Annotated in this window: 22 protein-coding genes; 8 read left to right on the forward strand and 14 right to left on the reverse strand. The window is 64.0% G+C overall.

Going from position 1 to position 22,177, the window contains the following annotated elements:
- Positions 1-154: 154 nt before the first annotated feature.
- From O1Y97_RS25245 to O1Y97_RS25255, 3 genes are read right to left on the reverse strand one after another with little or no spacing between them, the layout of a single operon-like run.
- Complete coding sequence (locus O1Y97_RS25245; protein WP_108610325.1) at positions 155-1,291, reverse strand: ABC transporter substrate-binding protein; 1,137 nt, start codon at positions 1,289-1,291, stop codon at positions 155-157.
- Between the two features lie 43 nt (positions 1,292-1,334).
- On the reverse strand, positions 1,335-2,171 hold the full coding sequence (gene kynA, locus O1Y97_RS25250; RefSeq protein WP_268738084.1) for a tryptophan 2,3-dioxygenase: 837 nt from the start codon (positions 2,169-2,171) through the stop codon (positions 1,335-1,337).
- The gene (locus tag O1Y97_RS25255; protein ID WP_268738085.1) at positions 2,168-3,793 is read right to left on the reverse strand and encodes a benzoate-CoA ligase family protein; all 1,626 of its coding nucleotides are present in this window, start codon (positions 3,791-3,793) and stop codon (positions 2,168-2,170) included. Before O1Y97_RS25255 ends, kynA begins: the two co-directional genes overlap by 4 nt.
- Positions 3,794-3,920: 127 nt before the next feature.
- On the opposite strand from O1Y97_RS25255, the gene O1Y97_RS25260 reads away from it, so the two are divergent.
- Both O1Y97_RS25260 and O1Y97_RS25265 read left to right on the forward strand, forming a co-directional pair.
- Entirely contained in the window at positions 3,921-4,082 is a 162-nt protein-coding gene (locus O1Y97_RS25260; RefSeq protein WP_268738086.1) for a hypothetical protein, read from the forward strand.
- Between the two features lie 25 nt (positions 4,083-4,107).
- Positions 4,108-4,938 carry an alpha/beta hydrolase gene (locus O1Y97_RS25265; protein ID WP_318764289.1) on the forward strand — a complete coding sequence of 277 codons (831 nt, stop codon included), beginning with the start codon at positions 4,108-4,110 and terminating at the stop codon, positions 4,936-4,938.
- A 21-nt stretch (positions 4,939-4,959) separates the two neighbouring features.
- Here O1Y97_RS25265 and O1Y97_RS25270 read toward each other — a convergent pair whose 3' ends face one another.
- From O1Y97_RS25270 to O1Y97_RS25290, 5 genes are all read right to left on the reverse strand, one after another.
- Positions 4,960-6,153 (reverse strand): Zn-dependent hydrolase, encoded by a 1,194-nt coding sequence (locus tag O1Y97_RS25270; RefSeq protein WP_268738281.1) that lies wholly within the window; start codon positions 6,151-6,153, stop codon positions 4,960-4,962.
- Between the two features lie 267 nt (positions 6,154-6,420).
- Positions 6,421-6,978, reverse strand: a complete 558-nt coding sequence (locus tag O1Y97_RS25275; RefSeq protein ID WP_268738088.1) for an L-2-amino-thiazoline-4-carboxylic acid hydrolase — start codon at positions 6,976-6,978, stop codon at positions 6,421-6,423.
- 98 nt (positions 6,979-7,076) lie between these two features.
- Complete coding sequence (locus tag O1Y97_RS25280) at positions 7,077-7,988, reverse strand: LysR substrate-binding domain-containing protein (protein WP_268738089.1); 912 nt, start codon at positions 7,986-7,988, stop codon at positions 7,077-7,079.
- 172 nt (positions 7,989-8,160) lie between these two features.
- A complete protein-coding gene (ftsZ, locus tag O1Y97_RS25285) occupies positions 8,161-9,195 on the reverse strand; it encodes a cell division protein FtsZ (RefSeq protein ID WP_108610319.1) in 1,035 nt (344 codons plus the stop codon).
- A 158-nt stretch (positions 9,196-9,353) separates the two neighbouring features.
- Entirely contained in the window at positions 9,354-10,043 is a 690-nt protein-coding gene (locus O1Y97_RS25290) for an alpha/beta hydrolase (protein WP_268738090.1), read from the reverse strand.
- A 341-nt stretch (positions 10,044-10,384) separates the two neighbouring features.
- Between O1Y97_RS25290 and O1Y97_RS25295 the strand changes: the two genes are divergently transcribed.
- The gene (locus O1Y97_RS25295) at positions 10,385-11,773 is read left to right on the forward strand and encodes an aminotransferase-like domain-containing protein (RefSeq protein ID WP_268738091.1); all 1,389 of its coding nucleotides are present in this window, start codon (positions 10,385-10,387) and stop codon (positions 11,771-11,773) included.
- Here O1Y97_RS25295 and O1Y97_RS25300 read toward each other — a convergent pair.
- The 4 genes from O1Y97_RS25300 to O1Y97_RS25315 are packed head-to-tail and all read right to left on the reverse strand — an operon-like array spanning position 11,740 to position 15,288.
- Positions 11,740-12,681 (reverse strand): hypothetical protein, encoded by a 942-nt coding sequence (locus O1Y97_RS25300; protein WP_183263908.1) that lies wholly within the window; start codon positions 12,679-12,681, stop codon positions 11,740-11,742. The two genes, O1Y97_RS25295 and O1Y97_RS25300, sit on opposite strands and share 34 nt — an antisense overlap.
- 22 nt (positions 12,682-12,703) lie before the next feature.
- Positions 12,704-12,847: a DUF2474 domain-containing protein gene (locus O1Y97_RS25305; protein ID WP_108610314.1), complete on the reverse strand. Its 144-nt coding sequence runs from the start codon at positions 12,845-12,847 to the stop codon at positions 12,704-12,706.
- Complete coding sequence (gene cydB, locus O1Y97_RS25310; protein ID WP_183263909.1) at positions 12,847-13,854, reverse strand: cytochrome d ubiquinol oxidase subunit II; 1,008 nt, start codon at positions 13,852-13,854, stop codon at positions 12,847-12,849. The genes O1Y97_RS25305 and cydB overlap by 1 nt, the downstream gene beginning before the upstream one ends.
- Before the next feature lie 3 nt (positions 13,855-13,857).
- Positions 13,858-15,288 (reverse strand): cytochrome ubiquinol oxidase subunit I, encoded by a 1,431-nt coding sequence (locus O1Y97_RS25315; RefSeq protein WP_108610312.1) that lies wholly within the window; start codon positions 15,286-15,288, stop codon positions 13,858-13,860.
- A 352-nt stretch (positions 15,289-15,640) separates the two neighbouring features.
- Here O1Y97_RS25315 and O1Y97_RS25320 point away from each other — a divergent pair, with 352 nt between their 5' ends.
- The gene (locus O1Y97_RS25320) at positions 15,641-16,093 is read left to right on the forward strand and encodes a DUF983 domain-containing protein (RefSeq protein WP_268738092.1); all 453 of its coding nucleotides are present in this window, start codon (positions 15,641-15,643) and stop codon (positions 16,091-16,093) included.
- A 319-nt stretch (positions 16,094-16,412) separates the two neighbouring features.
- The gene (locus O1Y97_RS25325; RefSeq protein WP_183263911.1) at positions 16,413-16,586 is read left to right on the forward strand and encodes a hypothetical protein; all 174 of its coding nucleotides are present in this window, start codon (positions 16,413-16,415) and stop codon (positions 16,584-16,586) included.
- Between the two features lie 51 nt (positions 16,587-16,637).
- On the opposite strand, the gene O1Y97_RS25330 is transcribed toward O1Y97_RS25325, so the two are convergent.
- Together O1Y97_RS25330 and O1Y97_RS25335 are read right to left on the reverse strand one after the other, a co-directional pair.
- Positions 16,638-17,804 carry an MFS transporter gene (locus O1Y97_RS25330; RefSeq protein WP_268738093.1) on the reverse strand — a complete coding sequence of 389 codons (1,167 nt, stop codon included), beginning with the start codon at positions 17,802-17,804 and terminating at the stop codon, positions 16,638-16,640.
- Between the two features lie 102 nt (positions 17,805-17,906).
- Entirely contained in the window at positions 17,907-18,152 is a 246-nt protein-coding gene (locus O1Y97_RS25335; protein ID WP_268738094.1) for a DUF1127 domain-containing protein, read from the reverse strand.
- A 126-nt stretch (positions 18,153-18,278) separates the two neighbouring features.
- Between O1Y97_RS25335 and O1Y97_RS25340 the strand changes: the two genes are divergently transcribed.
- The 3 genes from O1Y97_RS25340 to O1Y97_RS25350 all read left to right on the forward strand — a co-directional run bounded on the left by O1Y97_RS25340 (position 18,279) and on the right by O1Y97_RS25350 (position 22,166).
- Positions 18,279-19,799 (forward strand): winged helix-turn-helix domain-containing tetratricopeptide repeat protein, encoded by a 1,521-nt coding sequence (locus O1Y97_RS25340; RefSeq protein ID WP_268738095.1) that lies wholly within the window; start codon positions 18,279-18,281, stop codon positions 19,797-19,799.
- A gap of 436 nt (positions 19,800-20,235) precedes the next feature.
- A complete protein-coding gene (locus O1Y97_RS25345; protein WP_268738096.1) occupies positions 20,236-21,270 on the forward strand; it encodes an ABC transporter permease in 1,035 nt (344 codons plus the stop codon).
- On the forward strand, positions 21,267-22,166 hold the full coding sequence (locus O1Y97_RS25350) for an ABC transporter permease (protein WP_268738097.1): 900 nt from the start codon (positions 21,267-21,269) through the stop codon (positions 22,164-22,166). The genes O1Y97_RS25345 and O1Y97_RS25350 overlap by 4 nt, the downstream gene beginning before the upstream one ends.
- Positions 22,167-22,177 lie beyond the last annotated feature (11 nt).

Genomic DNA, 22,177 nt, shown 5'->3' on the forward strand with positions numbered 1-22,177 from the left:
GCTGGCTGGGTTTAAAGATGCGACGAAGACGCCTCCCTCTCCCCGTTTGCGGGGAGAGGGTAAGGGTGAGGGGCAATGTTGAGGTTTGCGGGCGCCGCTCCGCCCCTCATCCGCCTGCCGGCACCTTCTCCCCGCATGCGGGGAGAAGGGAAGCCTACATCTTGCACTGTTCGGCGTAGGCGTCGCCGTGCTTCTCGAAGGCAGTGGCAACGATCTTGTTGGTCAGGACGTCACCTTCCTTCACCACCTCACGTACGTAGATGTTCTGGACCGGGTGGTTGTTGGTGTTGAAGGTGAAATCGCCGCGCACCGACTTGAAGTCGGCTGCCTTGAGGGCGGCGCGGAAAGCGTCCTTGTCCTTGACGCTGGCCTTGCCGAGCGCCGACAGGATCAGGTTTGCCGTGTCCCAGCTCTGGGCGGCATAGACCGAGGGCAGGCGCTTGTACTCGGCCTGGAAGGCTTCGACGAACGCCTTGTTGGCCTCGTTGTCGAGGTCCTTGGACCAGCTTGCCGAGTTCTTGACGCCGAGGGCCGCATCGCCGACCGCAGGCAGGATGTCCTGGTCGAAGGAGAAGCCGGGGCCCATGACCGGGATGTTCACACCGGACTGGGCGTATTGCTTCATGAAGGAGATGCCCATGCCGCCGGGCAGGAAGAAGAACACCGAGTCGGCGCCGGAATCGCGGATCTGGGCAATCTCGGCGGCGTAGTCGGTCTGGCCGACCTGGGTGTAGGTCTCGCCGGCCAGTTCACCCTTGTAGTAGCGCTTGAAGCCGGTCAGCGAATCCTTGCCGGCCGGATAGTTCGGGGCGAGGATGAAGGTCTTCTTGTAGTCCTTGTTGGCGTACTGCCCCATCGCCTCATGGAAATTGTCGTTCTGGTAGGCGACGTTGAAGTAGTTCGGGCTGCATTTGGCGCCGGCAAGGGCCGACGGGCCCGCGTTCGGCGACAGGTAGATCACGTCCTGCGCGACCGCGTTCGGCACCACGGCCATGGCGAGGTTCGACCAGATGATGCCGGTGAGCAGGTCAACCTTGTCGCTCTGGATCATCTTTTCGGCGAGCTGCACGGCAATCTCGGGCTTCTGGGCATCGTCCTCGATGACGAGTTCGACATCCTTGTTGCCGGACTGCTTCATGGCCAGCGCAAAGGCATCGCGCATGTCGACGCCAAGGCCCGCGCCGCCGCCCGAAAGCGTGGTGATGACGCCGATCTTGACCGGCTCGGCATAGGCCAGGCCGGATGTCGCCAGCGACAAGCCGAAGATGCCGGCTGCAATAATCTTCTTCATTAGGTTCTCCCTCCGAGTGTTCTCGTTGTAATGCAAAAAAGCTTCAGAGCCGGGTACGAACTTTCCAGAGTTCAGGGAACAGTTCAACCTCCAGCATCTTCTTCAGATACGATGCGCCTGACGTTCCGCCGGTGCCGCGTTTCATGCCGATGATGCGTTCGACCGTGGTGACGTGGTTGAAACGCCAGCGGCGGAAATAATCCTCGAAGTCGACCAGCTTCTCGGCCAGTTCGTAGAACATCCAGTAGCGCTGCGGATCGCGGTAGATCGCCTGCCAGGCGACAAGCACTTCCTCGCTCTCGGTGCGCGTCTCGCGCCAGTCGGTCTTCTTCGCCTCGGCGCCGACGTCGAAGCCGTTGCGAGCGAGCAGAAGGATCGCCTCGTCATAGAGCGAAGGCTGGGCTAGCACCGCTTCCAGTTTCTCGGTCAGCTCCGGCTGATGCGCATGCGGGCGCAGCATAGCCACGTTGCGGTTGCCGGCCATGAACTCGATCGCCCGGTACTGCCAGGACTGGAAGCCCGAGGACTGGCCGAGCGAGTCGCGGAACTCGGTGTATTCGCTCGGCGTCATCGTCCTGAGCACGTCCCAGGCATTGTTCAGTTGCTCGAAGATGCGCGATACGCGCGTCAGCATCTTGAAGGACGGCTCGAGGCGGTCGGCACGGATGGACCGGATCGCCGAGCTGATCTCGTGCAGGGCGAGCTTCATCCACAGCTCCGAGGTCTGATGCTGGATGATGAACAGCATCTCGTCGTGGGCAGTGGATAGGGGCTCCTGCGCGTCCAGCACCTTTTCCAAGTGGAGGTAGTCGCTGTAGGACATGCGGTCCTTGAACGACATCTGCGCGCCCTCGGCCGAGGGATCGTATGGCTTGCTCAATTCATCTTCTCCGCGCGGAGCCGGAAGCGCTGGATCTTGCCGGTCTGGGTCTTGGGCAGGGCGTCGATGAACTTCACCGAGCGCGGATATTTGTAGGGTGCGATCGTTGCCTTCACATGGTCCTGCAGGCGCTTGACGGTTGCGGCATCCGCTGCCACGCCTTGCGCCAGCACGACATAAGCTTCGACGATCTGGCCGCGATCGCCGTCCTCGGCGCCGATCACGGCGCATTCGGCGACTTCCGGGTGCGAGAACAGCGCCGCCTCAACCTCGGGGCCGGCGATGTTGTAGCCGGCGCTGACGATCATGTCGTCGGAGCGGGCGGCGAAGTGGAAGAAGCCGTCCTCGTCCTGCAGGAAGGCATCGCCGGTCAGGTTCCAGCCGTCGCGGACATATTCGAGCTGGCGATCGTCCGACATGTAGCGGCAGCCGGTCGGGCCGCGCACGGCAAGCTTGCCCACGGTGCCGCGCGGCACCTCGTTCATGTCCGCGTCGACGACACGCGCCTCGTAGCCACCGACCGGCTTGCCGGTGGAGGCGGGCTTCATGTCCTCGAAGCGGTTGGAAATGAAGATGTGCAGCATCTCGGTGGCGCCGATGCCATCGAGGATCGGCTTGCCGGTCTTTGCGGTCCATTCGTCGAAGACCGGTCCAGGCAGGGTTTCGCCGGCAGAGACCGCGACGCGCAGCGACGACAGGTCGGCGCCTTCGTCCATCGCCTTCAGCATCGCCCGGTAGGCGGTGGGCGCGGTGAACGAGATCGTCGCTTTGTAGGTCTCGATGATGTGGACCATGTTCGGTGGCGTCGCCTGCTCAAGCAGCGTCGCGGCCGCACCGAAGCGCAGCGGGAAGATGGCGAGGCCGCCGAGGCCGAAGGTGAAGGCGAGTGGTGGAGACCCGACGAAGACGTCGTCCGACGTCACCGACAGGACCTCCTTGGCATAGGCGTCGGCGATGATCAGAAGGTCGCGATGGAAATGCATCGTCGCCTTCGGAACTCCCGTCGTTCCGGAGGTGAAGCCGAGCAAAGCGACGTCGTCGCGGCCGGTCTTCACTGCTTCGAAGATCACCGGCTTGTCGAGGGCGACGCGGTCGAGCTCGGCATCATGATTGGCGGTGCCATCGAAGCCGATGACTTTTCTGAGGAAGGGGCTGTCCTTGGCGCAGGCGACCATCTCGTCCATTAGGCGGGTGTCGCAGAGCGCGATAGTGATCTCGGCCTTGTCGACGATCTTGGCCAGCTCGCCGGCACGCAGCATCGGCATGGTGTTGACGACGACGGCGCCGGCCTTGGTGGCAGCCAGCCAGCAGGCGACCATGGCCGGATTGTTGGCCGAGCGGATCAGCACCCGGTTGCCCGGCTTGACGCCGTAATTCTCAACCAGCGCATGCGCCAGCCGGTTGGTCCAGTCGGACAGTTCCTTGTAGGTGCGGCGGCGGCCGTTGCCGATCAGCGCCGTGTGGTCGCCCAGGCCTTTTTCGACCAGCCGGTCAGTCAGCTCAACGCCGGCATTGAGGTGTTCGGGATAGTCGAAACCGTTGAGCAGGAACGTCGGCCATTGGTCCTCGGGCGGGAGGTTGTCGCGCGTGAAAGTGTCGATATGCGCTGACGGTCCAAGCATTCTGCGGCTGTTCCCTATCTGCTTCCTCACCGTGGCGCGACTGTGCCCGGCTTCGTTGTTATCTGCATTCTCTGGGGGAGGGGTCGCATCGGCGGCCGCTGCGCAGTGCCTTCGAGAGAAGGCGGGCGTGGAAGAAACTTCGGCACGTCTTGCGAGCGGCGCAGCGAGACCTCCCATTCTCGACTGGACGGCAGGAGAATGGCATCAGTCCAAATTTATTTCAAGCCTAAAGTTTTTGGCGCGCAATGCATTGACGCCGCCGCTGGCGCTGGCCATTGCTACGACCTGAAATGATGCCGCCAGGGAGTGTGCCGGTGCTCGAACATCACATCAACGATTGGGACAATGCCTATACCAATGGCGCCAACATCCCCGGCGGCGACCGCTGGCCGGCGGCGTGGGTGGAGCCGGCGCAGGCGTTTCGCGACGCGCTGGCTTCAGCCGGGCGGGCCAAATTCGACATCGCCTACGGCGACAAGCCGCGCAACCGCCTCGATCTCTTCCTGCCCAAAGCTGCGCCGACGGGGCTCGTCGTGTTCGTGCATGGCGGTTACTGGATGGCGCTCGACAAGAGCTTCTGGTCGCATCTGGCGGCCGGCCCGGTTGCCAACGGCTATGCGGTGGCGATGCCGTCCTACACGCTGTGCCCCGAAATCCGCATCGCCGGCATCGTCGAGGAGATTGGCGCCGCGATCAGCAAGACGGCCGAGATGGTGGATGGCCCCCTGATGCTGACCGGGCATTCGGCCGGCGGGCATCTGGCTTCCCGCATGGTTGCGGCCGGTTCCCCGCTTGCGCCGGAAGTCCAGGACCGCATCCGCCATGTCGTGTCGATCTCGGGCCTGCACGACTTGCGACCGCTGATCAACACGGCCATGAACGGGACACTCAGGATCGACGAAGCCGAGGCACTGGCCGAGAGCCCGGCCTTGCTGCGGCCGATGGAAAATGCCCGCATCACCTGCTGGGTCGGCGGCGGCGAGCGCGCCGAATTCCTGCGCCAGAATGGGCTGCTCGCCAATATCTGGACAGGCCTTGGCGCCACGACGTCGGCCGTGGTCGAGCCCGATCGTCACCACTTCAACATCATCGATGGCCTTGCCGATGCGAACCACCAGCTGACCCGCACCCTGCTTTCGGAATAGCCCCTTCCGGCTCGGGGCAAATCAGCCCGTTACGACAGCCGCCTCCAGCACGGCGTGCAAAAGCACATCGCAGCCGGCGGCTGCCCATTCCGGATCTATCTCCTCGGCCTCGTGGTGTGACAGGCCGTCGACGCAGGGGCAGAAGATCATCGCCGTCGGCGTCACGCGGTTGACCCAGCAGGCGTCGTGTCCGGCACCCGAGACGATGTCGCGGTGGCTGTAGCCGAGCCTTTCGGCGGCATTGCGCACCATCTGCACGCACTCGCTGTCGAAGGCGACGGGATCAAAGTGGCCGACCTGCTCGACATCGTGCCCGATGTCGAGCGCCTCAGCGATCAGGGCGATGCCCTCGCGGATGCGCTGGTCCATGGTATCGAGCACGTCCTTTTCGGGCGAGCGGATGTCGATGGTAAGAACGGTGCGACCGGGAACGGTGCTGCGCGAGTTGGGATGAACATCGACGTGCCCGACATTGCCCACCGCGTCGGGCTGGTAGTCCATCGTCACTTCCTGGACCAGTTCGATCACCCTGGCCATGCCGAGCGCGGCATTGCGGCGCTTGTACATGGGCGTGCCGCCCGAGTGCGCTTCCTTGCCGACCAGCGTCACCTGCAGCCACTTCAGGCCCTGGCCATGGGTGACCACGCCGATGTCGATGCCTTCGTCCTCGAGGATAGGCCCCTGTTCGATGTGCAGCTCGAAATAGGCCTTCATCTTGCGGGCGCCGGTCCTCTCCGTCCCCTTCCAGCCAATCCGCTCGAGTTCGTCACCGAAGCGCTTGCCCTTGGCGTCCTCGCGGGAATAGGCCCAATGCTTGTCGATGGTCCCGGCGAAGACGCCCGACGCGACCATGGCGGGCGCGAAGCGACAACCCTCCTCATTCGTCCAGTTGGTAACGACGATGGGGTGCCTGGTCTGGATGCCCAGGTCATTCAGCGTGCGCACGACCTCGAGGCCGCCGAGCACGCCCAGCACACCGTCGAACTTGCCGCCGGTCGGCTGGGTGTCGAGGTGGCTGCCGATGTAGACCGGCAGGGCGGCGGGATCAGTGCCTTCGCGCCGGGCGAACATCGAGCCCATGTCGTCGACGCCCATCTCCAGCCCGGCCCCGTCGCACCATGTCTTGAACAGGCGGCGGCCCTCGGCGTCCTCGTCGGTCAGGGTCTGCCTGTTGCTGCCGCCGGCGATGCCGGGTCCGACCTTCGCCATTTCCATCAGCGAATCCCAGAGCCGGTCCTGGTCGATCCTGGCGTTCGTGCGGGTCACTGGCTTGTCCAACTTTCCAACTCCTCGTTTTGCCCGCACAGAACAGCCTTGCCGTGGCGGGGGCACCGCATCGGCATTTGGCCTTTCGCATCGCAAGGTCAAAGAGCCAGTGCATGAACCCCAGATCGGAAGCGATTTCCCGAAAGGATCATGCACAGGTTCAAAGTTCTGCAGCGTCCATTGCGCGTCCGGTTGGGCGTACAGCGCCGTAGCGGTCTAGCTGCTCGTGTTGGCGTCGTCGTTGCTGTTCATCCGATACCTGAAGTCGCAGCTGCCGTTGCCTTCCATGATGGTGCGGGTGCGCGTCATCGAAATGCGCGGATCGTAGCCTTCGCAGAACGTGCCGTCGCGCTGGCAGGACAGCAGCGTGCCGATCTCGCCGAGGCCCATCGAATGATACATCTCTGCATAGCGACAGCGGGTGACGTTGTAGTCGAACTGGTCGGCGGTCTCGGTCAGCACGTCGAAATGCAGCGCATCGTCCTGGCGCCATTTCGGCTGCAGCGCTGCGAACGACTTGAGGTCGACCGGCCCCTTCTCGGCCGCGGCAAACTTCTTGCCGGCTTCGATCGCCGCATTGGTGATTGCCGTACGCAGCGTTTCGCGCGCCGCCTCGCGGCCGAAGCGCGCCACCATCTCCTCGTAGATCGGCTTGATGATCTCCGCCTCGATGCGGCGGCGGGCAAGGATGCCCAGGCCATCGATGGCTGCCTGCACGTTCGACTGGGGATCGAGCGGATCCCTTTCGGGCGTGGTGGGTTGCTTGTCGACCATTTAAGCCTCTGCAGTTGCGCCCATATGGCGTCTCAAGACGAGACTAGAGGTAGCGCCAGACCATGACCATCGCAGATCCCTCAACTGCTGAACTCAATTCACGACTCTGGCTGGTGTCTGTCGCGTTCGGCCCGCATCCAGGCGACGAAGCGACGGGACATCTGTGGCAGCTCCCGGTCGGTCCTGGTGCAGAGATAATAGCTCCGGCCGTCGTCCAGCGAGCGGTCGGAAAGCACGACCAGCCTGCCATGCGTAATGTCGTCGGCGACGAGCGGCAGCCGGCACAGCGCAGCGCCCAGGCCGGAGACGGCAGCGGCGCGGACCAGCAACCCGTCCTCGAACAGGGGGCCGGAAAGATGCTGGTGATCCGCCCGCACGCCAGCCGCGCGAAACCAGTTCAGCCAATGGTCGCGGCTTTCGTCGTGGATCAGCGGCAGCCCGGCAATCGTTTCCTCGCCCGACAATCGGTCGCGGCCTTGCAGCAGGGCAGGGCTCGCCACCGGCACGACGGCGCCGCTGAGGACGAGCTCGCTCTTGTAGCCCAGCCAGGCGCCGGCGCCGAACCGCACCGATATATCGGCCGCATCGCTCGAATAGTTGCGGTTCTGGGCATACGTCACGCGGACGTCGATATCGCGGTTCTGGCGGCTGAACCCGGCAAGACGGGGGATCAGCCAGCTTACGGCAAACAGCGGGATGGCGCTGATCGAGATCTCGTGCGCACTCGCCCTGAAGCGCAGCTGGCTGGTGGCGGTGCGCAGCAGGAAGAACGCCGGCAGGATCGATTCCAGATATTCCCGGCCCTCGGCGGTCAGCGCCAGACCGCGTCCGCGCCGTTCGGTCAGCTTGGTACCGACGAATTCTTCAAGCTGCGCCAGGCGATGGCTGACCGCCGAGGCTGTCAAGCCGAGTTCGTCGGCTGCCGCCGTCACGCTGCCCAAGCGGGCAAAGGCCTCGAACGCCTTGGCGGCGTTCAGCGGCAACAGATCTGATTCATGAGCCAGCTTCATCGATTTCCGCCAGAAGGCACTCGTCGCCAACTTCTGACATACGCAAGCGGAGTGCAACGCGTCTCTGGGTCGAAAGCCAGCTTTCAGGCAGGCGGGGCGGGAAGACAGCCCCCTTGCCGATCAGCGTCGGTCCTGCCTACCTGGCCAACGTCGACGCCGCTGGCCGCATGCTTCAGTGGAGCGGCTGCATCGATCCTGGTGCCGGCTGTCCACGCATGTTGACGACGGGCTCGCCCTGATTGGCGGACATCTCGAGGCCTGTGGCAACGACGGACACCTTGAACTGCCCTTCGAGCGAATTGTCGAAGATGGCGCCGACGATGATGTCGGCATCGTCGCCGACTTCCTCGCGGATGCGGGTCGCGGCCTCGTCGACCTCGAACAGCGTCATGTCCATGCCGCCCGAAATCGAGATCAGGACACCGCGTGCACCCTTGATCGAGTTCTCGTCGATCAGCGGGTTGGCGATCGAAGCTTCCGCTGCCTTGCTGGCGCGGTTTTCGCCGGTGCCGACACCGGTGCCCATCATCGCCCGGCCCATGTCGCGCATCACCGTCTTCACGTCGGCGAAGTCGAGATTGATCAGGCCTTCCTTGACGATGAGATTGGTGATGCAGCTGACGCCCGAATAGAGCACCTTGTCGGCCATGCCGAAGGCATCCTCGAAGGTCGTCTTTTCGGTCGCGATCCGAAACAGGTTCTGGTTCGGAATGACGATGACCGTGTCGGCGGCCTGGCGCAAAAGCTCGATGCCGCGGTCGGCCATCTGCATGCGGCGCTTGCCTTCGAAGGTGAAAGGCTTGGTGACGATCGCCACCGTCAGGATGCCGGCGTCGCGCGCAGCCTTGGCGATCACCGGGGCGGCGCCTGTTCCGGTGCCACCACCCATTCCGGCGGTGACAAAGCACATATGCGTGCCGGAAAGCTGATCCATGATCTCGTCGATCGATTCTTCGGCCGCGGCCTGCCCGACCTCGGGCAAGGAGCCGGCGCCCAGCCCCTCGGTCACCAGCGCTCCAAGCTGGACCAGCCTCGGCGCCTTCGACATGGTGAGCGCCTGGGCATCGGTATTGGCAACGATGAACTCGGTGCCTTCCAGGCCCTCGGCGATCATGTTGTTGACGGCATTGCCGCCGCCACCACCGACTCCGATGACAGTCAGCTTCGGCCTCATCTCTGAGATTTCAGATTTCTTGGAAGTGCTCATGATGCCGTTTCCTGCGCAGCGCCCCTGCCCGAATCGGACAGCCCTAGGGAATCAGATAGATTCATACGCTGCAAGGATAGCTTGTGGATTGCGGCTTTTAGCCGGCCAGACGACACAGGTCCGCACGGCAGCGATGGCCGCCGTGCGGACCTGGCGCATCAGAATGACTTGGCGGCTTCGTCGATCAACGTGACGATTTCGAGCGGATGCGAGGCCAGCGAAGCGTGGCTGGCGTCGAGGGTGATGGTCTTGCGCGCCTTGATGCGCTCGGCCATCCATTGCTCGGTCTCCGGCGGGATCATGTTGTCGCGGCTCGATACCTGGTACCAGCTCGGCTTGGTGTGCCATGCCGCCGGTCCCGACTTGTCTTCGAAGCAGCGCGCGGCAATCGGCTTCTGCGTCACTGCCATGACCAGTGCCTCGGGCTCGCTGAGGTCCTGGCCAAAACTCTGGCGGAACGTGTCCTGGGCGAGCCACAGGAAGCCTTCCTTGTCGGGGCGGATGCTGCCTGCGCCCGACGGCGGTTCGCGCCGGGCGAAGATGCTGCCGAGGCTGTCGCCTTCTTCCGGCGCGAAGGCCGCGATGTAGACCAGCCCGACGACGTTAGATGCATGGCCGGCGCCGGTGATCACCGCACCGCCATAGGAATGGCCGACCAGCAGCGTCGGTCCGTCCTGCGCCGCGGCGAGCTTGGTCGTGCGTTCGATATCGTCTGCGAGCGAAGTCAGCGGGTTTTGCACCGCCGCCAACTTGTAGCCCTTGGCGTGGAGCGGCGGAATGACGTGGCGCCAGTGCGAGGCATCGCCCCATGCGCCGTGGACCAGAACGATATTCTTTACCGATGGCATAACCAGTCTCCTTCATTGATTGAATTCGAGCCGTTTTGCGTCTGGCGGCAGGTCGCCTTTCGAAATCTGGACGGCCGCCCCGACACGCAAGGGCCGGCAGCTTCGCCTTCAGGATCAGCAGCAGCAGGCAATCGGTGTTGCCTGGCGACGACTATGCGCGGGGGAGCCTATTCCTGAGCGAACCCGGCGTCGATTCATTGTCGTCCATCGCAAACAAATGTGATGCGGCTCACGCGAGCAGCTCTGCCTGCACGGCGACGATGCGCCGATTGGCAATGATGGGTGGCATATCCCATACATTGTGCATATATATGGAAAACGCTGTTGGAACCTGCTGAGCAATGACGACAACGAACTGGTCTCCCTCCATCTCCAAGGCTGGGGGCCCTCTTTACCTGGCGATCGCCGACGCGCTTGCGACGGACATTGCGTCGGGCAGGCTGACTGACGGTTTCAGGCTGCCGCCGCAGCGAACGCTCGCCGACCAACTCGGCATCGACTTCACCACGGTCAGCCGCGCCTATGCCGAGGCCCGCAAGCGCGGGCTGGTCGAAGGCCGTGTCGGGCAGGGCACCTATGTCACGGCGCGGCGTCCCGCATCCTCCGGGTCGGCGGTGACGGGGATCATCGACATGAGCATGAACCTGCCGCCGCGCTTCGACGATCCGGACCTTGCGGCGGCGATGTGGGACGGCATCGCCCAACTGCAATCGAGCCACGGACTGGACCTGCTGATGCGGTACCAGGAGGCCGGTGGCACCTCGCGTGATCGCGCGGCGGGAGCAGCATGGCTGGCCCCGCGGCTCGGCGAGATCGATACTGGCCGGTTACTGGTCACTCCCGGTGCGCAAGGGGCGTTGCTCGCGCTTCTCGGCGCGCTGGCCGCGCCGGAAGAAACGATCTGCGCCGAGGCGCTGACCTATCCGGGCCTGCTTGCCGTAGCGCAGCATCTGCGCATACACGTCGCCGGCATTGCGATGGACGCACAGGGCCTCATCCCGGAGGCGTTCGAGGAAGCCTGCCGCAAACACGCGCCCAAAATCTTGTACTGCACGCCGACGCTGCACAACCCGACGACGGCGACGCTGTCTCTGGCCAGGCGCGAACGCATCGTATCAATCGCCCGCCAGCACAATGTCCTGATCGTCGAAGACGACGCCTACGGCGCCTTGCCAGCCAAGCCGGTGGCCGCCTTGGCAGCACTCGCCCCCGACATCACCTATCATGTTGCCGGGCTGGCCAAATGCGTGGCGCCGGCGCTGCGCGTGGCCTATGTGGTCGTCCCGCAGGGACGCACCGTCGCCCACCTCGCCGGCGCGGTCCGCGCAACCGCCGGGATGGCTTCGCCATTGACGTCGGCCGTCGCCACGCACTGGGTCGAAAACGGCATTGCCCATTCCGTGCTGGCTGCGATCCGCACCGAAGCCAAGCAGCGCCAGGCGATCGTGTCGAAGATCCTGCCGGCAAAGCTGGTCCAGGCCGACCCCGAAGGCTTCCACGTCTGGCTGAAGCTTCCCGGCCACTGGAACCGTAGCGACTTTGCCGCGCGGCTGCGTTCGGCCGGCATCGGTGTGGTCACCAGCGATGCCTTTGCGGCCACGGAGCCCGCTCCCGAAGCGGTGCGGCTGGGACTGGGCGCAGCGCCCAGCCATGCCTCGCTTGCTGCCAGCCTCGAGGTCGTCGCCGCCCTTTTGGCTCAGCAGTCGGCCATGTCCTCGATGGTGGTGTGACGGCTGGCAGGGAAGGGGCCGGTGAACGGTTCGACCCGGCCCATGCCGAGGATCTCGTTGAGCGGGACCTCGTCGCTCACCCGCCGGAACATGCCGGGCGACATCCAGCGCGCATGACCGTCGACATTCGGCGCGCCGCGCCCGGTACGGACATCGTCGATCCAGAGCGTGCGGGTCTCCAGCGAGATGCGCGTCAGGCCGGTCGAGTTGGGCACGCCGGCATGGGCGTGGGCACTGGAGAAGGCGATCACCTCGCCCGGTGCCAGGACGACCGGCGTGGCGTCGGTAACCTCCAGCTGTTCGGTCAAATGCGGGATGGCCGCGTCGGCGTCATTGGCGTTGCGGCCGCCCGCCTTTGACCGGTCCAGCAAGGCCGCGAGATCGAATTCGGCACTGGTGTTGGCCACCGCACGCTGCCACAGCGACGGATAGATGGCGAAGGTGCGCCCGGCGTCGATGTCATAGATCGGCGCCCACCAGTTGGCCTGCGCATAGAGGTTCGAGCCCCACGTGTCGCGGTGGAACGCGATGGTCGCCGTGGTGCGGGCGCGAGGCACGACGGCGCCACGGTCCTGATGCGGCTGGAAGCGAAGATAGAGGCTGTCGCGCGCAAGCCCTTCGGCATCGAGTCCGGCCGCCTCGAAGAGGTCACGCCACAAGCGCTTGACCTCTGGCGCGCGGGCAAAGTCGCGCTGCCGCTGGGCAAAGCTCTCCATCTGCTGCTGATGCGTCAGGTGCTTGTGGATCTCGACCGGACTGAAAGGCGCAAACGCATCCTCGAGCATTGCGCGTGTGAAGTCGACGAGCTCGCGCATCGGCTTGAGATGGCCGAAGCGCAGCACGTCGCCGGCATAGATCCGGTCGTGGAGTTCGCGCTGGTCGAGCGCCCGGGCAACGTCGGTGTACATGGGCTTGGATCCGTTATTGAAGTCAGACGGTCAGGCCGGCGAGGCCCATCACGAAGCGGAACAGATAGGCCACGATGCCGAGGCCCAGCACGCTGGCGATCCAGATCAGCACCAGCCAGCCGATCCGCTTCGGCCAGGAAACCGGCGCTTCGGTGGGCGCGGCCATCAGTGATAGCCCTCGCCGGTCTTCACCTTGCCGCGGAACACATAATAGGACCACGCGGTGTAGCCGAGGATGAAGGGGATGATGAACAGCGCGCCGACCAGCGTGAAGCCCATGCTCTGCGGCGGGGCCGCCGCTTCGCGGATGGTGATGTCGGGCGGGATGATGTTCGGCCACAGGCTGATGCCAAGGCCGCTATAGCCGAGGAACAGCACGAACAGCGCAAGCAGGAACGGCGCGACGTGCGGCGCACCGTTCAGGCTGCGCAGGATCAGCCAACTGCTGACCAGCACCAGGACCGGCACCGGCGAGAAGAAGACGATGTTGGGGAAGCTGAACCAGCGCTCGGCGATGTCGGGATGGGCGAACGGCGTCCACAGGCTGACGATGCCGATGACTGCGAGGAGCGTCAGCGTGATCGGCCGCGCCAGGGCAACCATGCGGTCATAGAGGGCGCCTTCGGTCTTGATGATCAGCCATGTGCTGCCGAGCAGCGCGTAGGCGACGATCAGCCCAAGCCCGGTGAACAGGCTGAAGGGCGTGATCCAGTCGAGCGCACCGCCGGTATAAGAGCCATTTTCCATCGGGAAGCCGTTGAGGAATGCGCCAAGCGAAACGCCCTGGAAGAAGGTCGCGACATAGGAGCCGCCGGCGAAGGCCCGGTCCCAGAACGGCTTATGATGTTCGTCGGCCTTGAAACGAAACTCGAAGGCAACGCCGCGCCAGATCAGCCCGAGCAGCATCAGCACCAGCGGCAAATAGAGCGCGCTGAGGATGACGGCATAGGCGAGAGGAAACACCGCCATCATCGCCGCGCCGCCCAGCACCAGCCAGGTCTCGTTGCCGTCCCACACCGGGGCGACCGTGTTGACCATGGTATCCCGGTCCTGGCGGTCGCGGACGAAGGGGAACAGGATGCCGATCCCGAGATCGAAACCGTCCATGATGACATACATCATCAGGCCGAAGGCGATGATGACGGCCCAGACTACGGGGAGATCGATGCCCATGTTTCAGCCCTTCCTGTCCTGGTTCGTCGGCACGAACATGTCCATCTGGTCGGGCGCGGCCGAAAGCGGGCGCGCGGGTCGGCGCGCACCGGTGTCGTCGGTCGGCTCGTGCTCATGATCTTCCGGGCCCTTGGCCACCAGCTTCAGCATGTAGCGGGTTCCGATGCCGAAGACGATAAAATAGACCACGATGAAGGCGACCAGCGTCGTGCTCATGGCGAGCGCCGAATGGTTCGACACCGCGTCCTTGGTGCGCATCACGCCATAGACGATCCATGGCTGGCGGCCGATTTCGGTGGTGTACCAGCCGGCAAGGATGGCGATCAGGCCCGTCGGTCCCATGACCGTGGCAAAGCGCAGGAACAGGTTGGTGTCGAACAACCTGTCACGCCACCTGAGCCACAGCCCCCAGGCCCCGAGCAGCAGCATCAGCATGCCCAGGCCCACCATGATGCGGAAGCTCCAGAACACCACCGTCGAGTTCGGTCTGTCCTCCTTGGCGAACTCCTTCAGGCCGGGGAACTGGCCGTTCCATTCATGCGTCAGGATCAGGCTGCCGAGACGCGGGATCTTCAGCGCGTAGAGCGTCTCTTCCTTCTCCATGTCGGGCCAGCCGAACAGGGTGAGCGGGATGGCTTCGCCCGGCTTGTTTTCCCAGTGGCCTTCAAGTGCTGCGATCTTGGCCGGCTGGTGCTTCAGCGTGTTGAGGCCGTGCAGGTCGCCGATCAGGATCTGCAGCGGCGCCGAAGCCAGCAGCATCCACATCGCCATCGACAGCATGGTGCGGACGCGGCGGTTGTCGTTGCCGCGCAGCAGATGCCAGGCGCCCGAGGCGCCGACAAACAGTGCGGTGGCCAGGAACGCCGCCACCGTCATATGCGCCAGGCGATAGGGGAAGGAGGGATTGAAGATCACCTCAAACCAATTCACCGGCACGACGATGCCGTTGATGATCTCGAAGCCCTGGGGTGTCTGCATCCAGCTGTTCGAGGCTAGGATCCAGGTGGCCGAGATCAGCGTGCCGAGGGCCACCATGATCGTCGAGAAGAAGTGCAGTCCCGGGCCGACCTTGTTCCAGCCGAACAGCATGACACCGAGGAAGCCGGCCTCGAGGAAGAAGGCGGTCAGCACCTCATAGGCGAGCAGGGGGCCCGTCACGCTGCCCGCGAAGGCCGAAAAATAACTCCAGTTGGTGCCGAACTGGTAGGCCATGACAAGGCCCGAGACGACGCCCATGGCAAAGTTGACGGCAAAGATCTTCGACCAGAAGTGATAGAGGTCGCGGTAGACGGTATCGCGCTTCCATAACCACAACCCTTCCAGCACAGCGAGATAGCTTGCGAGTCCGATGGTGATCGCAGGGAAGATGATGTGGAAGGAAATGGTGAAGCCGAACTGTATGCGGGCCAGTTCCAGTGCCGTCAGTCCGAACATTCGGGACCTCTCTTGCATGAACAATCGGCTTGCGCACGATTGCCGGTCGAAGCGCGATACTCGCCAACTTTCGTCAGGTATTGCTCACAACTGCAATAGACCTGCATTCTGGTCCGCGCATCGCGGAAAGTCGACGCACCCCCACGGACATTTTGACCCACGCCAGGCTTGCCCGGGTTGCAAGCGGCATAATCCATACAAATCACCGCATCAATCCATATTGATTGGAGTGTATGCTAATTATATGCATCTCGTGTCTTGCACGCAAGCGCCATGAGGATTATGTATGGATGCAAATGGAGCGCCGGCATGTGGCGCCAGCCGCTTTAGCGGCTCCGAGATGGAGGCGAGTATGTCTGAGAGCAGATTTTCGGCGGAAGGCTTCACCCCGACCGACAACCCGATGAAGACAGGCATCAGGGGGCTGTGCCCGCGCTGCCAGATGGGGCACCTGTTCTCGGGCTTCCTGAAACTCGCCCCGCGCTGCGAGGTCTGCGGCCTCGACTATTCCTTCGCCGATCCGGCCGACGGCCCGGCCTTCTTCGCGATGACCATCGCCGCCGTGCCGGCGCTCGCGTTCGGCGTCTGGTTCCAGATGGCGTTCGGCCTGCCGCTTTGGGTGCATATCTTCATCACCTTGCCGTTGACCGTGCTGAGCTGCATGGCGCTTCTGCGGCCGCTCAAGGGCTGGCTGGTGTGTTCGCAATTCTTCCACAGGGCCGAGGAAGGCTCGATCGATTTCGACTGGCACGCCCAGGCCAAGCTGACCAAGCAACAGACCGGGCAAAAGCCGGGCGGCGCCTGATCGCGTCGGCGGCGCGATAACTGCGGGCATCGGCGGCAGCGCAGGGCATAGCCGTCAACCGACACCAATTACCGGCAAGGCCGAGTTGTCGGCCGGCCGTCGTGGCGTGTCAGATCATTGGTCTCGGCACGACCGCGCTCGATGCGAGCGTCATGGCAAAAAATCCACTGGTGTGAAAAAACAATTCATGGTATGAATTAGTCACATCGGATATCGCGTGCCGCAGGGCACCAACCGAAGCATCCGCAGGACACAACAACCGAAACATGCGCTGAAGCCATCCTGGCTGCAGGCAGGACGTTTTTGACCGGCGACGACCATGAAAACAGCATCGACCACGCTCCAGTTTGTTGCACTGACCGCCTGCCTGGTGGCGCGGCTTTGTTGCGCGGGCGAACTCCAGATGCCGGGCGTACGTCGCGCCATGCAGACGATGGCAGCTGCCGGCCAGTCGGCGATCACGGAGAGCATCGACTACGCAGCGCAGGCGTAGGAACGCAGCTCAACCGGCATGCACGGACGCGGCCCGAAGCAAGTGGCTCGATCATGCCCGCCGTCTCTCCGCCATCAGAAACACCACCAGCACACCGCACAGCAGGCCAAGGGACAATGGCAGCCCCTGATGTCCCATCAGTTGCATGGCGAGACCGGTGATCGGCGAGCCGACAAAGCCGCCGATTCCCCAGACCAGCGCAAACGCCGCGTTGCCGGCGATGAGTTGTTGCCCCGAGAACCGTTCACCGAGCTGTATCAGCGCCATGGTGTAGATTCCGAAGGTCACCGCTCCCCAGACGAACACCATCGGCCAGATCAACGCGGACGAAAACAGCAGTGGCAACAGGGCACAACCGAGCAGCGCCAGAGAGCAGCACAACAGCATCGCACGGGCCGAGCCGATCCCTTCCGCAAGGCGCCCGAGCGGTATCTGCAGGGCGGCATTGCCAAGGATGAAACAGGCGATCAGCGCGGAGATGCGGCTTTCGGGGCTGCCATAGGCAGCGCCGTAAACGGCAAGCATGGCAAGCAAACTCTGTTCAAAAGCAGCCGCTGCGAATACCGCAAGCAATAGCAGCGGCGCCAGTGCGAAGAAGCGACCGACCGATGTCGCCTCGCCTTCATGCGGCATGTCAGGCAAGCGTGGGATGACTGCCAGGACAATCAGCCCACACAGGAGGAAGGCAGAAATCCCGACCAGAAACGGTGGCCAGCCTTCAGTCCCGAAGAGCCGGAGGGTTAGCGGGCCGATGGCGAAGCCACCCGAAACGATGGATGCATAGAGGCCCATGATGCGGCCCCGGCGTGACGCGGGCGCGATCGTGATCAGCCAGGTCTCGCTGATCACGTAGAGCGGATTGGCGAAGAAGCCGAGCATGAAGCGCAGCGGCATCCAGGCCCAGACGTCCTGCGTCCAGGCAATCGCGGCTAGGGTGGCTGCTGCCAGGATCGAACACAGGATCGCAAGCCGCGCCGCGCCCATGCGCCGCACCAGCGCTGGAATAAGGGGCGCGGACACGATGAAACCCAGCGGCGTCATCGCCGCCGACAAGCCGATCAGGCCCGGCGTCGTCTCCTGCCGCTCGAGGATGAAGCTGAGCAGCGGATAGGTCAGCCCCTGCGCCACGGCGAACACAGTGACGGTCGCGATGATACCCGCCATCGCGGCCCATGGCATCCGATCCTCTCGTGGCGATGTCGTGCTTTCGGCAGTCATGCGGACCTCGAAGAAGGGCCGGCACGTTCCGGCAGGTGCACGTGCCGGCGAACCATCGCGGCACCCGGAAACTGGCGATCAAGTATCATTGCAGCATTCGCCTCACGCTTGCCAGAAGCGCTTGGCGATCTCTGCCTCGACCTGTCGCCTCGTCAGGCCGATATCGTCGACCAGATGGGGATTGTCCTTCAACTTTTGCTCAAGTTCCCAGCGAAAATGTATCCGCCAGCGCCAGGTCTCGACAATGCCCCGCAGGGTCGCCGGGTACCGACGCGACACGTCTGCCGGCTCCACAGGCACGCCCGGCCGCTCTGCCTGATGCGAGGCCGACGCAAAGCCATCGTTCATGGTAACCTCCATGCGGTCCAAGGGCACGGAGCCCTCGACCTGAAAGAGGATGAGTTGTGCAGGAGACGGACGGCGCCGTCGTTAAGCCCTGCCAAATAGTTCCAAAAACTCCCAAACGGGCTAAAGATGCGCCGCATGCAGCGGTCACGCTTTGCCTTTGGTCCGTTCGTGCTTGATCCGGATGCGGGAACGCTGCTCCGGAACGATGAACCCGTTGCGGTCGGCTACCGCGGGCTGAAGCTGCTCGCTGCGCTCGTCGAACGGCCGGGCGACATCCTCGGCAAAACCGAGCTGATGGACGCCGCGTGGCCGGGTACGGCTGTCGAGGAAGGCAACCTCACCGTCCAGATCGCGCAGCTCAGGAAGCTGCTTGGCCCGGCAGCCGGCGGCGGTGAATGGATCTCGACGGTTCCACGCGTCGGCTACCGCTTCACCGGGACCGTCGAAGAGCTCGGCGGTACGAAGCGAAAACCTTTGCCGCTGCCCGACAAACCATCGATCGCCGTGCTGCCCTTCGTCAATGTCAGCAACGATCCCGAGCAGGAATCCTTCGCGGATGGGTTGACCGAAGACCTGATCACCGACCTGTCCAGGATCCCCGGCCTGTTCGTCATCGCCCGCAACTCGGCCTTTGCCTACAAGGGCAGGGCGACGGACGTGCGCACGATCGCCGAGGATCTCGGCGTGCGCTACCTGCTGGAGGGGAGCGCGCGGCGCGCCGCCGGGCGCGTGCGCATCAATGCCCAACTGGTCGATGCGGCCAGCGGCGAGCATCTGTGGGCGGAACGCTTCGATAGCAGCCTGGATGACATCTTCGCCGTCCAAGACGAGGTTACCGGCAAGATCGTCGACGCATTGCTCGGCCGGCTGCAGACGCGACCGCCGCCGCGCAATCGGCCCAGAAGTATCGAGGCTTACGATCTCTGCGTGCGGGCGCGCAAGCTGATGGACGACTCCCCGCAGTCGGCCCGGGAAGCACACCTGTTGCTCACCCGCGCGGTTTCGCTCGATCCCGACTACGCCGAGGCCTATCGCTGGCTTGCCATGAACCACTGGATGGGATGGGTCCACAGCGGCGGGCCAAGCGAAGCTGCCCGTAGCGTTGCCTTGGAACTGGCGCGCAAGGCGGTGGCGATCGATCCCAACGATGCCGGCTGCCGCTGGGTCCTGGCTTACCTGCTGGCCTACGAGCGCAGCTTCGCCGAGGCAGATGCGGAATTCGCCAAGGCGATCCAGCTCGACCCCAACGAGGCCGACACCTGGGCGGCGCTTTCCGACATCGCGATCCTGGCCGGACGGGTCGAGGAGGGCCTGGACCACATTCGCAAGGCGTTCCGGCTCAACCCGTTTCCGGCGAGCTGGTACTACCTGACGCTCGGCCAGGCGCAATATGCGGCCGGCGACTACGAGGCCGCTGTCAAGACACTGCGCCGGGACGAGACCTATCGGACAAGCTCACGCCGTTTCCTGGCGGCGAGCCTTGCCCAACTCGGCCGGCTCGACGAAGCGCTAGCCGAGGTCGAACTGTTCCTCGTCGGCAACCCGCAGTTCACCACCCGCCACTGGGCCGCGACGGAGCCATTCCGCGACACAGCCACGCTCGAGCATTTCGTCGACGGCTACCGCAAGGCGGGTCTTCCGGCGTGACGCGGCGGCGCGACCTCCCATACTAACCAGGACTCGCAACGGGACAGTCCTCGGCCGCGTCCTACCCTGAGGTCTGTTTCCCCCACGCGACAGCCATCGTTGAGCCGCTCATCGCAGCGATTGGCCGACATGCGTCTCGCCCGGCGGCAGGTGCCACAGCGGCATTCATCGCGAAATGCGAATTATAGTGTCTATTTTAAGGATTGTTCCATCAGTCGATTGACGGTCAGATGAATGCACAGAGGGGTCGGCAGATTGCCTAAACGGGCCGCTGACATTTCAAGAATACGTGCTGCGCCGAAAGCAGCCTTTGACTATGGGAACGCTTCTCGAGTGGCCGGAGACCAATCCGGATACGCTGCCATTCGCCTTGATACATGGCGGCGCGAGGGAAGCAAACAGTTGAGGATTACGCTTGAACGCGTTGCAGACGTCCATGAATCTCGGCCGCTTTCGAATATTCACCAACATTGCCATCTTCGCCTCGTCACTGATCGTGACCATGCTGGTCGTGGCCGGTCTCGTCGAATTGATCGGAGGCAGCGCTACCAGCGCACTTTCCGCGATGGTCGAGGGCGTGCTCGGCAGCCGCCAGGCTATCGTTGAAACGGTGATCGAGGCTACGCCGACAGCACTTTGCGGGCTGGCGTTCCTGATCCCGTTCAAGGCTGGCTTCTTCAACATCGGCGCGCAAGGTCAGCTGCAGCTCGGTGCGCTGGCTGCCGTCTTCGTCACCACGGCCTTCACGCTGCCCGCTCCCTTGATGGTCGTTCTGGCATTTGCGGCCGCGGCGGCCGCGGGGATGCTTCTCATCGTTCCGCCTTTGTTGCTCAAGACGAAACGCGGCGCCAGCGAGGTGACGACGACGGTGATGCTGAACTTCGTCGCCGTTGAGTTCGTGCTCGCGATGGTCACCGGCCCGATGAAGCAGCCGGACTCGTTCTTCGCCGAATCCGCGCTGATCCCCGTCGAGTATCGCCTGCCGGTGATCGTCGTGCATGTCGGCGTGTTCCTTGCCGTCGCCATCGTGGTGATCGCGGGCTGGATCCTCAAGCACACGGTTTTCGGGTTCCGCCTCGAGGCGCTCGGCGGCAACCCGGGTGCGGCCGAGGCGCTGGGCATGCGCACCAACATCACATTGACCAAGGCCGTGCTCGCTGCGGGGGCCATCGCTGGAATTGCCGGTGGCATACAGGCGCTTGGGGTCGTGTTCCAGGTTGCCGAGCTTTGGGCGAAACCGTGGGGCTTTCTCGGTATCCTCGCTGCCCTTATCGGCCGCAGTCCGGTCGGCGTGATGTTTGCCGCCCTGCTGCTCGCCGGCCTCGAAACGGGCGGTAGAAACATGCAGGCGATGACCGGGGTGCCGGCGGCGCTGGTCTTCCTTCTGCAGGCATTGCCGGTGCTGCTGCTCCTTGCCGTCAGATCGACGCATCTTTTCAAAATGATCTCTTTTGGCGGAGTGGGACGTTGATTTTCGATCTCGAATTTGTGCTCTCCGCGCTGCGTATCGCCACGCCGCTCATGATCGTCGCACTGGGCGTGCTGATCGCCGAGCGGGCAGGCGTGCTGTTCCTGGGCGCCGAGGGCGTCATGCTGTGCGGCGCCTTGTTCGGCATACTCGGCGCCGTCTATGTCGGCGATCCCTGGATGGGCGTGGTCTGGGGACTGAGCGCCGGTGTGGTCATGGGGCTTGTCACCGCGGTGTTGACCGTCTGGCTACCGACAGACCAGGTGGTCATGGGGCTGGCGATGAACATCGCGGCCATCGGACTGACCAGCTTCATCTTCCGCATCGCCGCCGACGACCTGCAGCAGATGAGCCCGCCCATGGGCTGGTCGGCACCGAGCGCGCTCAGCGAGAACCCGATCGCCGCGTTCCTCTTCGCCGTCCCGCCATTGGCGTGGCTGGCGGTCATCCTCTACTTCGTCGTCTGGTACATGCTGTTCCGCAGCGCGCCTGGGCTGTTGCTCCGGTCAGTGGGGCAGAACGTCAAGGCGGCGCGCTCCGCCGGCATCAACGTCGTGCTGGTACGCACAGTCGCCCTGGCGCTTGCCGGCGGCCTCGCCGGCCTGGGCGGTGCTGCCCTGACGGTTGGCTGGGTCCGCAGCTTTGCCGACGACATCACCGCGGGACGTGGTTTCATTGCGCTGGCGGCAGTCTATTTCGGGCGCTGGTATCCGCGCTGGACGCTGTTCGGCTGCCTGCTGTTCGGACTCGGCGAGGCACTGGCCTTGCGCACCCAGGTGCTCGGCGGCAACGCCCATTTCTACCTGATGATCCCATACCTTCTGACGGTCGGCGTCCTTGCCTTCGCAGAGCGCGGCCGCGCGCCGCGTGAGGTCGGCAAGCCCTACGAGCAGCTTTGATCGCTGCGTCG

Source organism: Aminobacter niigataensis, from assembly GCF_946995915.1.
Classification (GTDB): Bacteria; Pseudomonadota; Alphaproteobacteria; order Rhizobiales; family Rhizobiaceae; genus Aminobacter; species Aminobacter niigataensis.

Coding starts and splice junctions, on each gene's coding strand:
- O1Y97_RS25245 (WP_108610325.1), bottom strand. CDS start 1,291: ATGAAGAAGATTATTGCAGCCGGCATCTTCGGCTTGTCGCTGGCGACA.
- O1Y97_RS25255 (WP_268738085.1), bottom strand. CDS start 3,793: ATGCTTGGACCGTCAGCGCATATCGACACTTTCACGCGCGACAACCTC.
- O1Y97_RS25270 (WP_268738281.1), bottom strand. CDS start 6,153: ATGGAAATGGCGAAGGTCGGACCCGGCATCGCCGGCGGCAGCAACAGG.
- O1Y97_RS25275 (WP_268738088.1), bottom strand. CDS start 6,978: ATGGTCGACAAGCAACCCACCACGCCCGAAAGGGATCCGCTCGATCCC.
- O1Y97_RS25280 (WP_268738089.1), bottom strand. CDS start 7,988: ATGAAGCTGGCTCATGAATCAGATCTGTTGCCGCTGAACGCCGCCAAG.
- ftsZ (WP_108610319.1), bottom strand. CDS start 9,195: ATGAGCACTTCCAAGAAATCTGAAATCTCAGAGATGAGGCCGAAGCTG.
- O1Y97_RS25290 (WP_268738090.1), bottom strand. CDS start 10,043: ATGCCATCGGTAAAGAATATCGTTCTGGTCCACGGCGCATGGGGCGAT.
- O1Y97_RS25295 (WP_268738091.1), top strand. CDS start 10,385: ATGACGACAACGAACTGGTCTCCCTCCATCTCCAAGGCTGGGGGCCCT.
- O1Y97_RS25300 (WP_183263908.1), bottom strand. CDS start 12,681: ATGTACACCGACGTTGCCCGGGCGCTCGACCAGCGCGAACTCCACGAC.
- O1Y97_RS25305 (WP_108610314.1), bottom strand. CDS start 12,847: ATGGCCGCGCCCACCGAAGCGCCGGTTTCCTGGCCGAAGCGGATCGGC.
- cydB (WP_183263909.1), bottom strand. CDS start 13,854: ATGGGCATCGATCTCCCCGTAGTCTGGGCCGTCATCATCGCCTTCGGC.
- O1Y97_RS25315 (WP_108610312.1), bottom strand. CDS start 15,288: ATGTTCGGACTGACGGCACTGGAACTGGCCCGCATACAGTTCGGCTTC.
- O1Y97_RS25320 (WP_268738092.1), top strand. CDS start 15,641: ATGTCTGAGAGCAGATTTTCGGCGGAAGGCTTCACCCCGACCGACAAC.
- O1Y97_RS25325 (WP_183263911.1), top strand. CDS start 16,413: ATGAAAACAGCATCGACCACGCTCCAGTTTGTTGCACTGACCGCCTGC.
- O1Y97_RS25330 (WP_268738093.1), bottom strand. CDS start 17,804: ATGACTGCCGAAAGCACGACATCGCCACGAGAGGATCGGATGCCATGG.
- O1Y97_RS25335 (WP_268738094.1), bottom strand. CDS start 18,152: ATGAACGATGGCTTTGCGTCGGCCTCGCATCAGGCAGAGCGGCCGGGC.
- O1Y97_RS25340 (WP_268738095.1), top strand. CDS start 18,279: ATGCGCCGCATGCAGCGGTCACGCTTTGCCTTTGGTCCGTTCGTGCTT.
- O1Y97_RS25345 (WP_268738096.1), top strand. CDS start 20,236: ATGAATCTCGGCCGCTTTCGAATATTCACCAACATTGCCATCTTCGCC.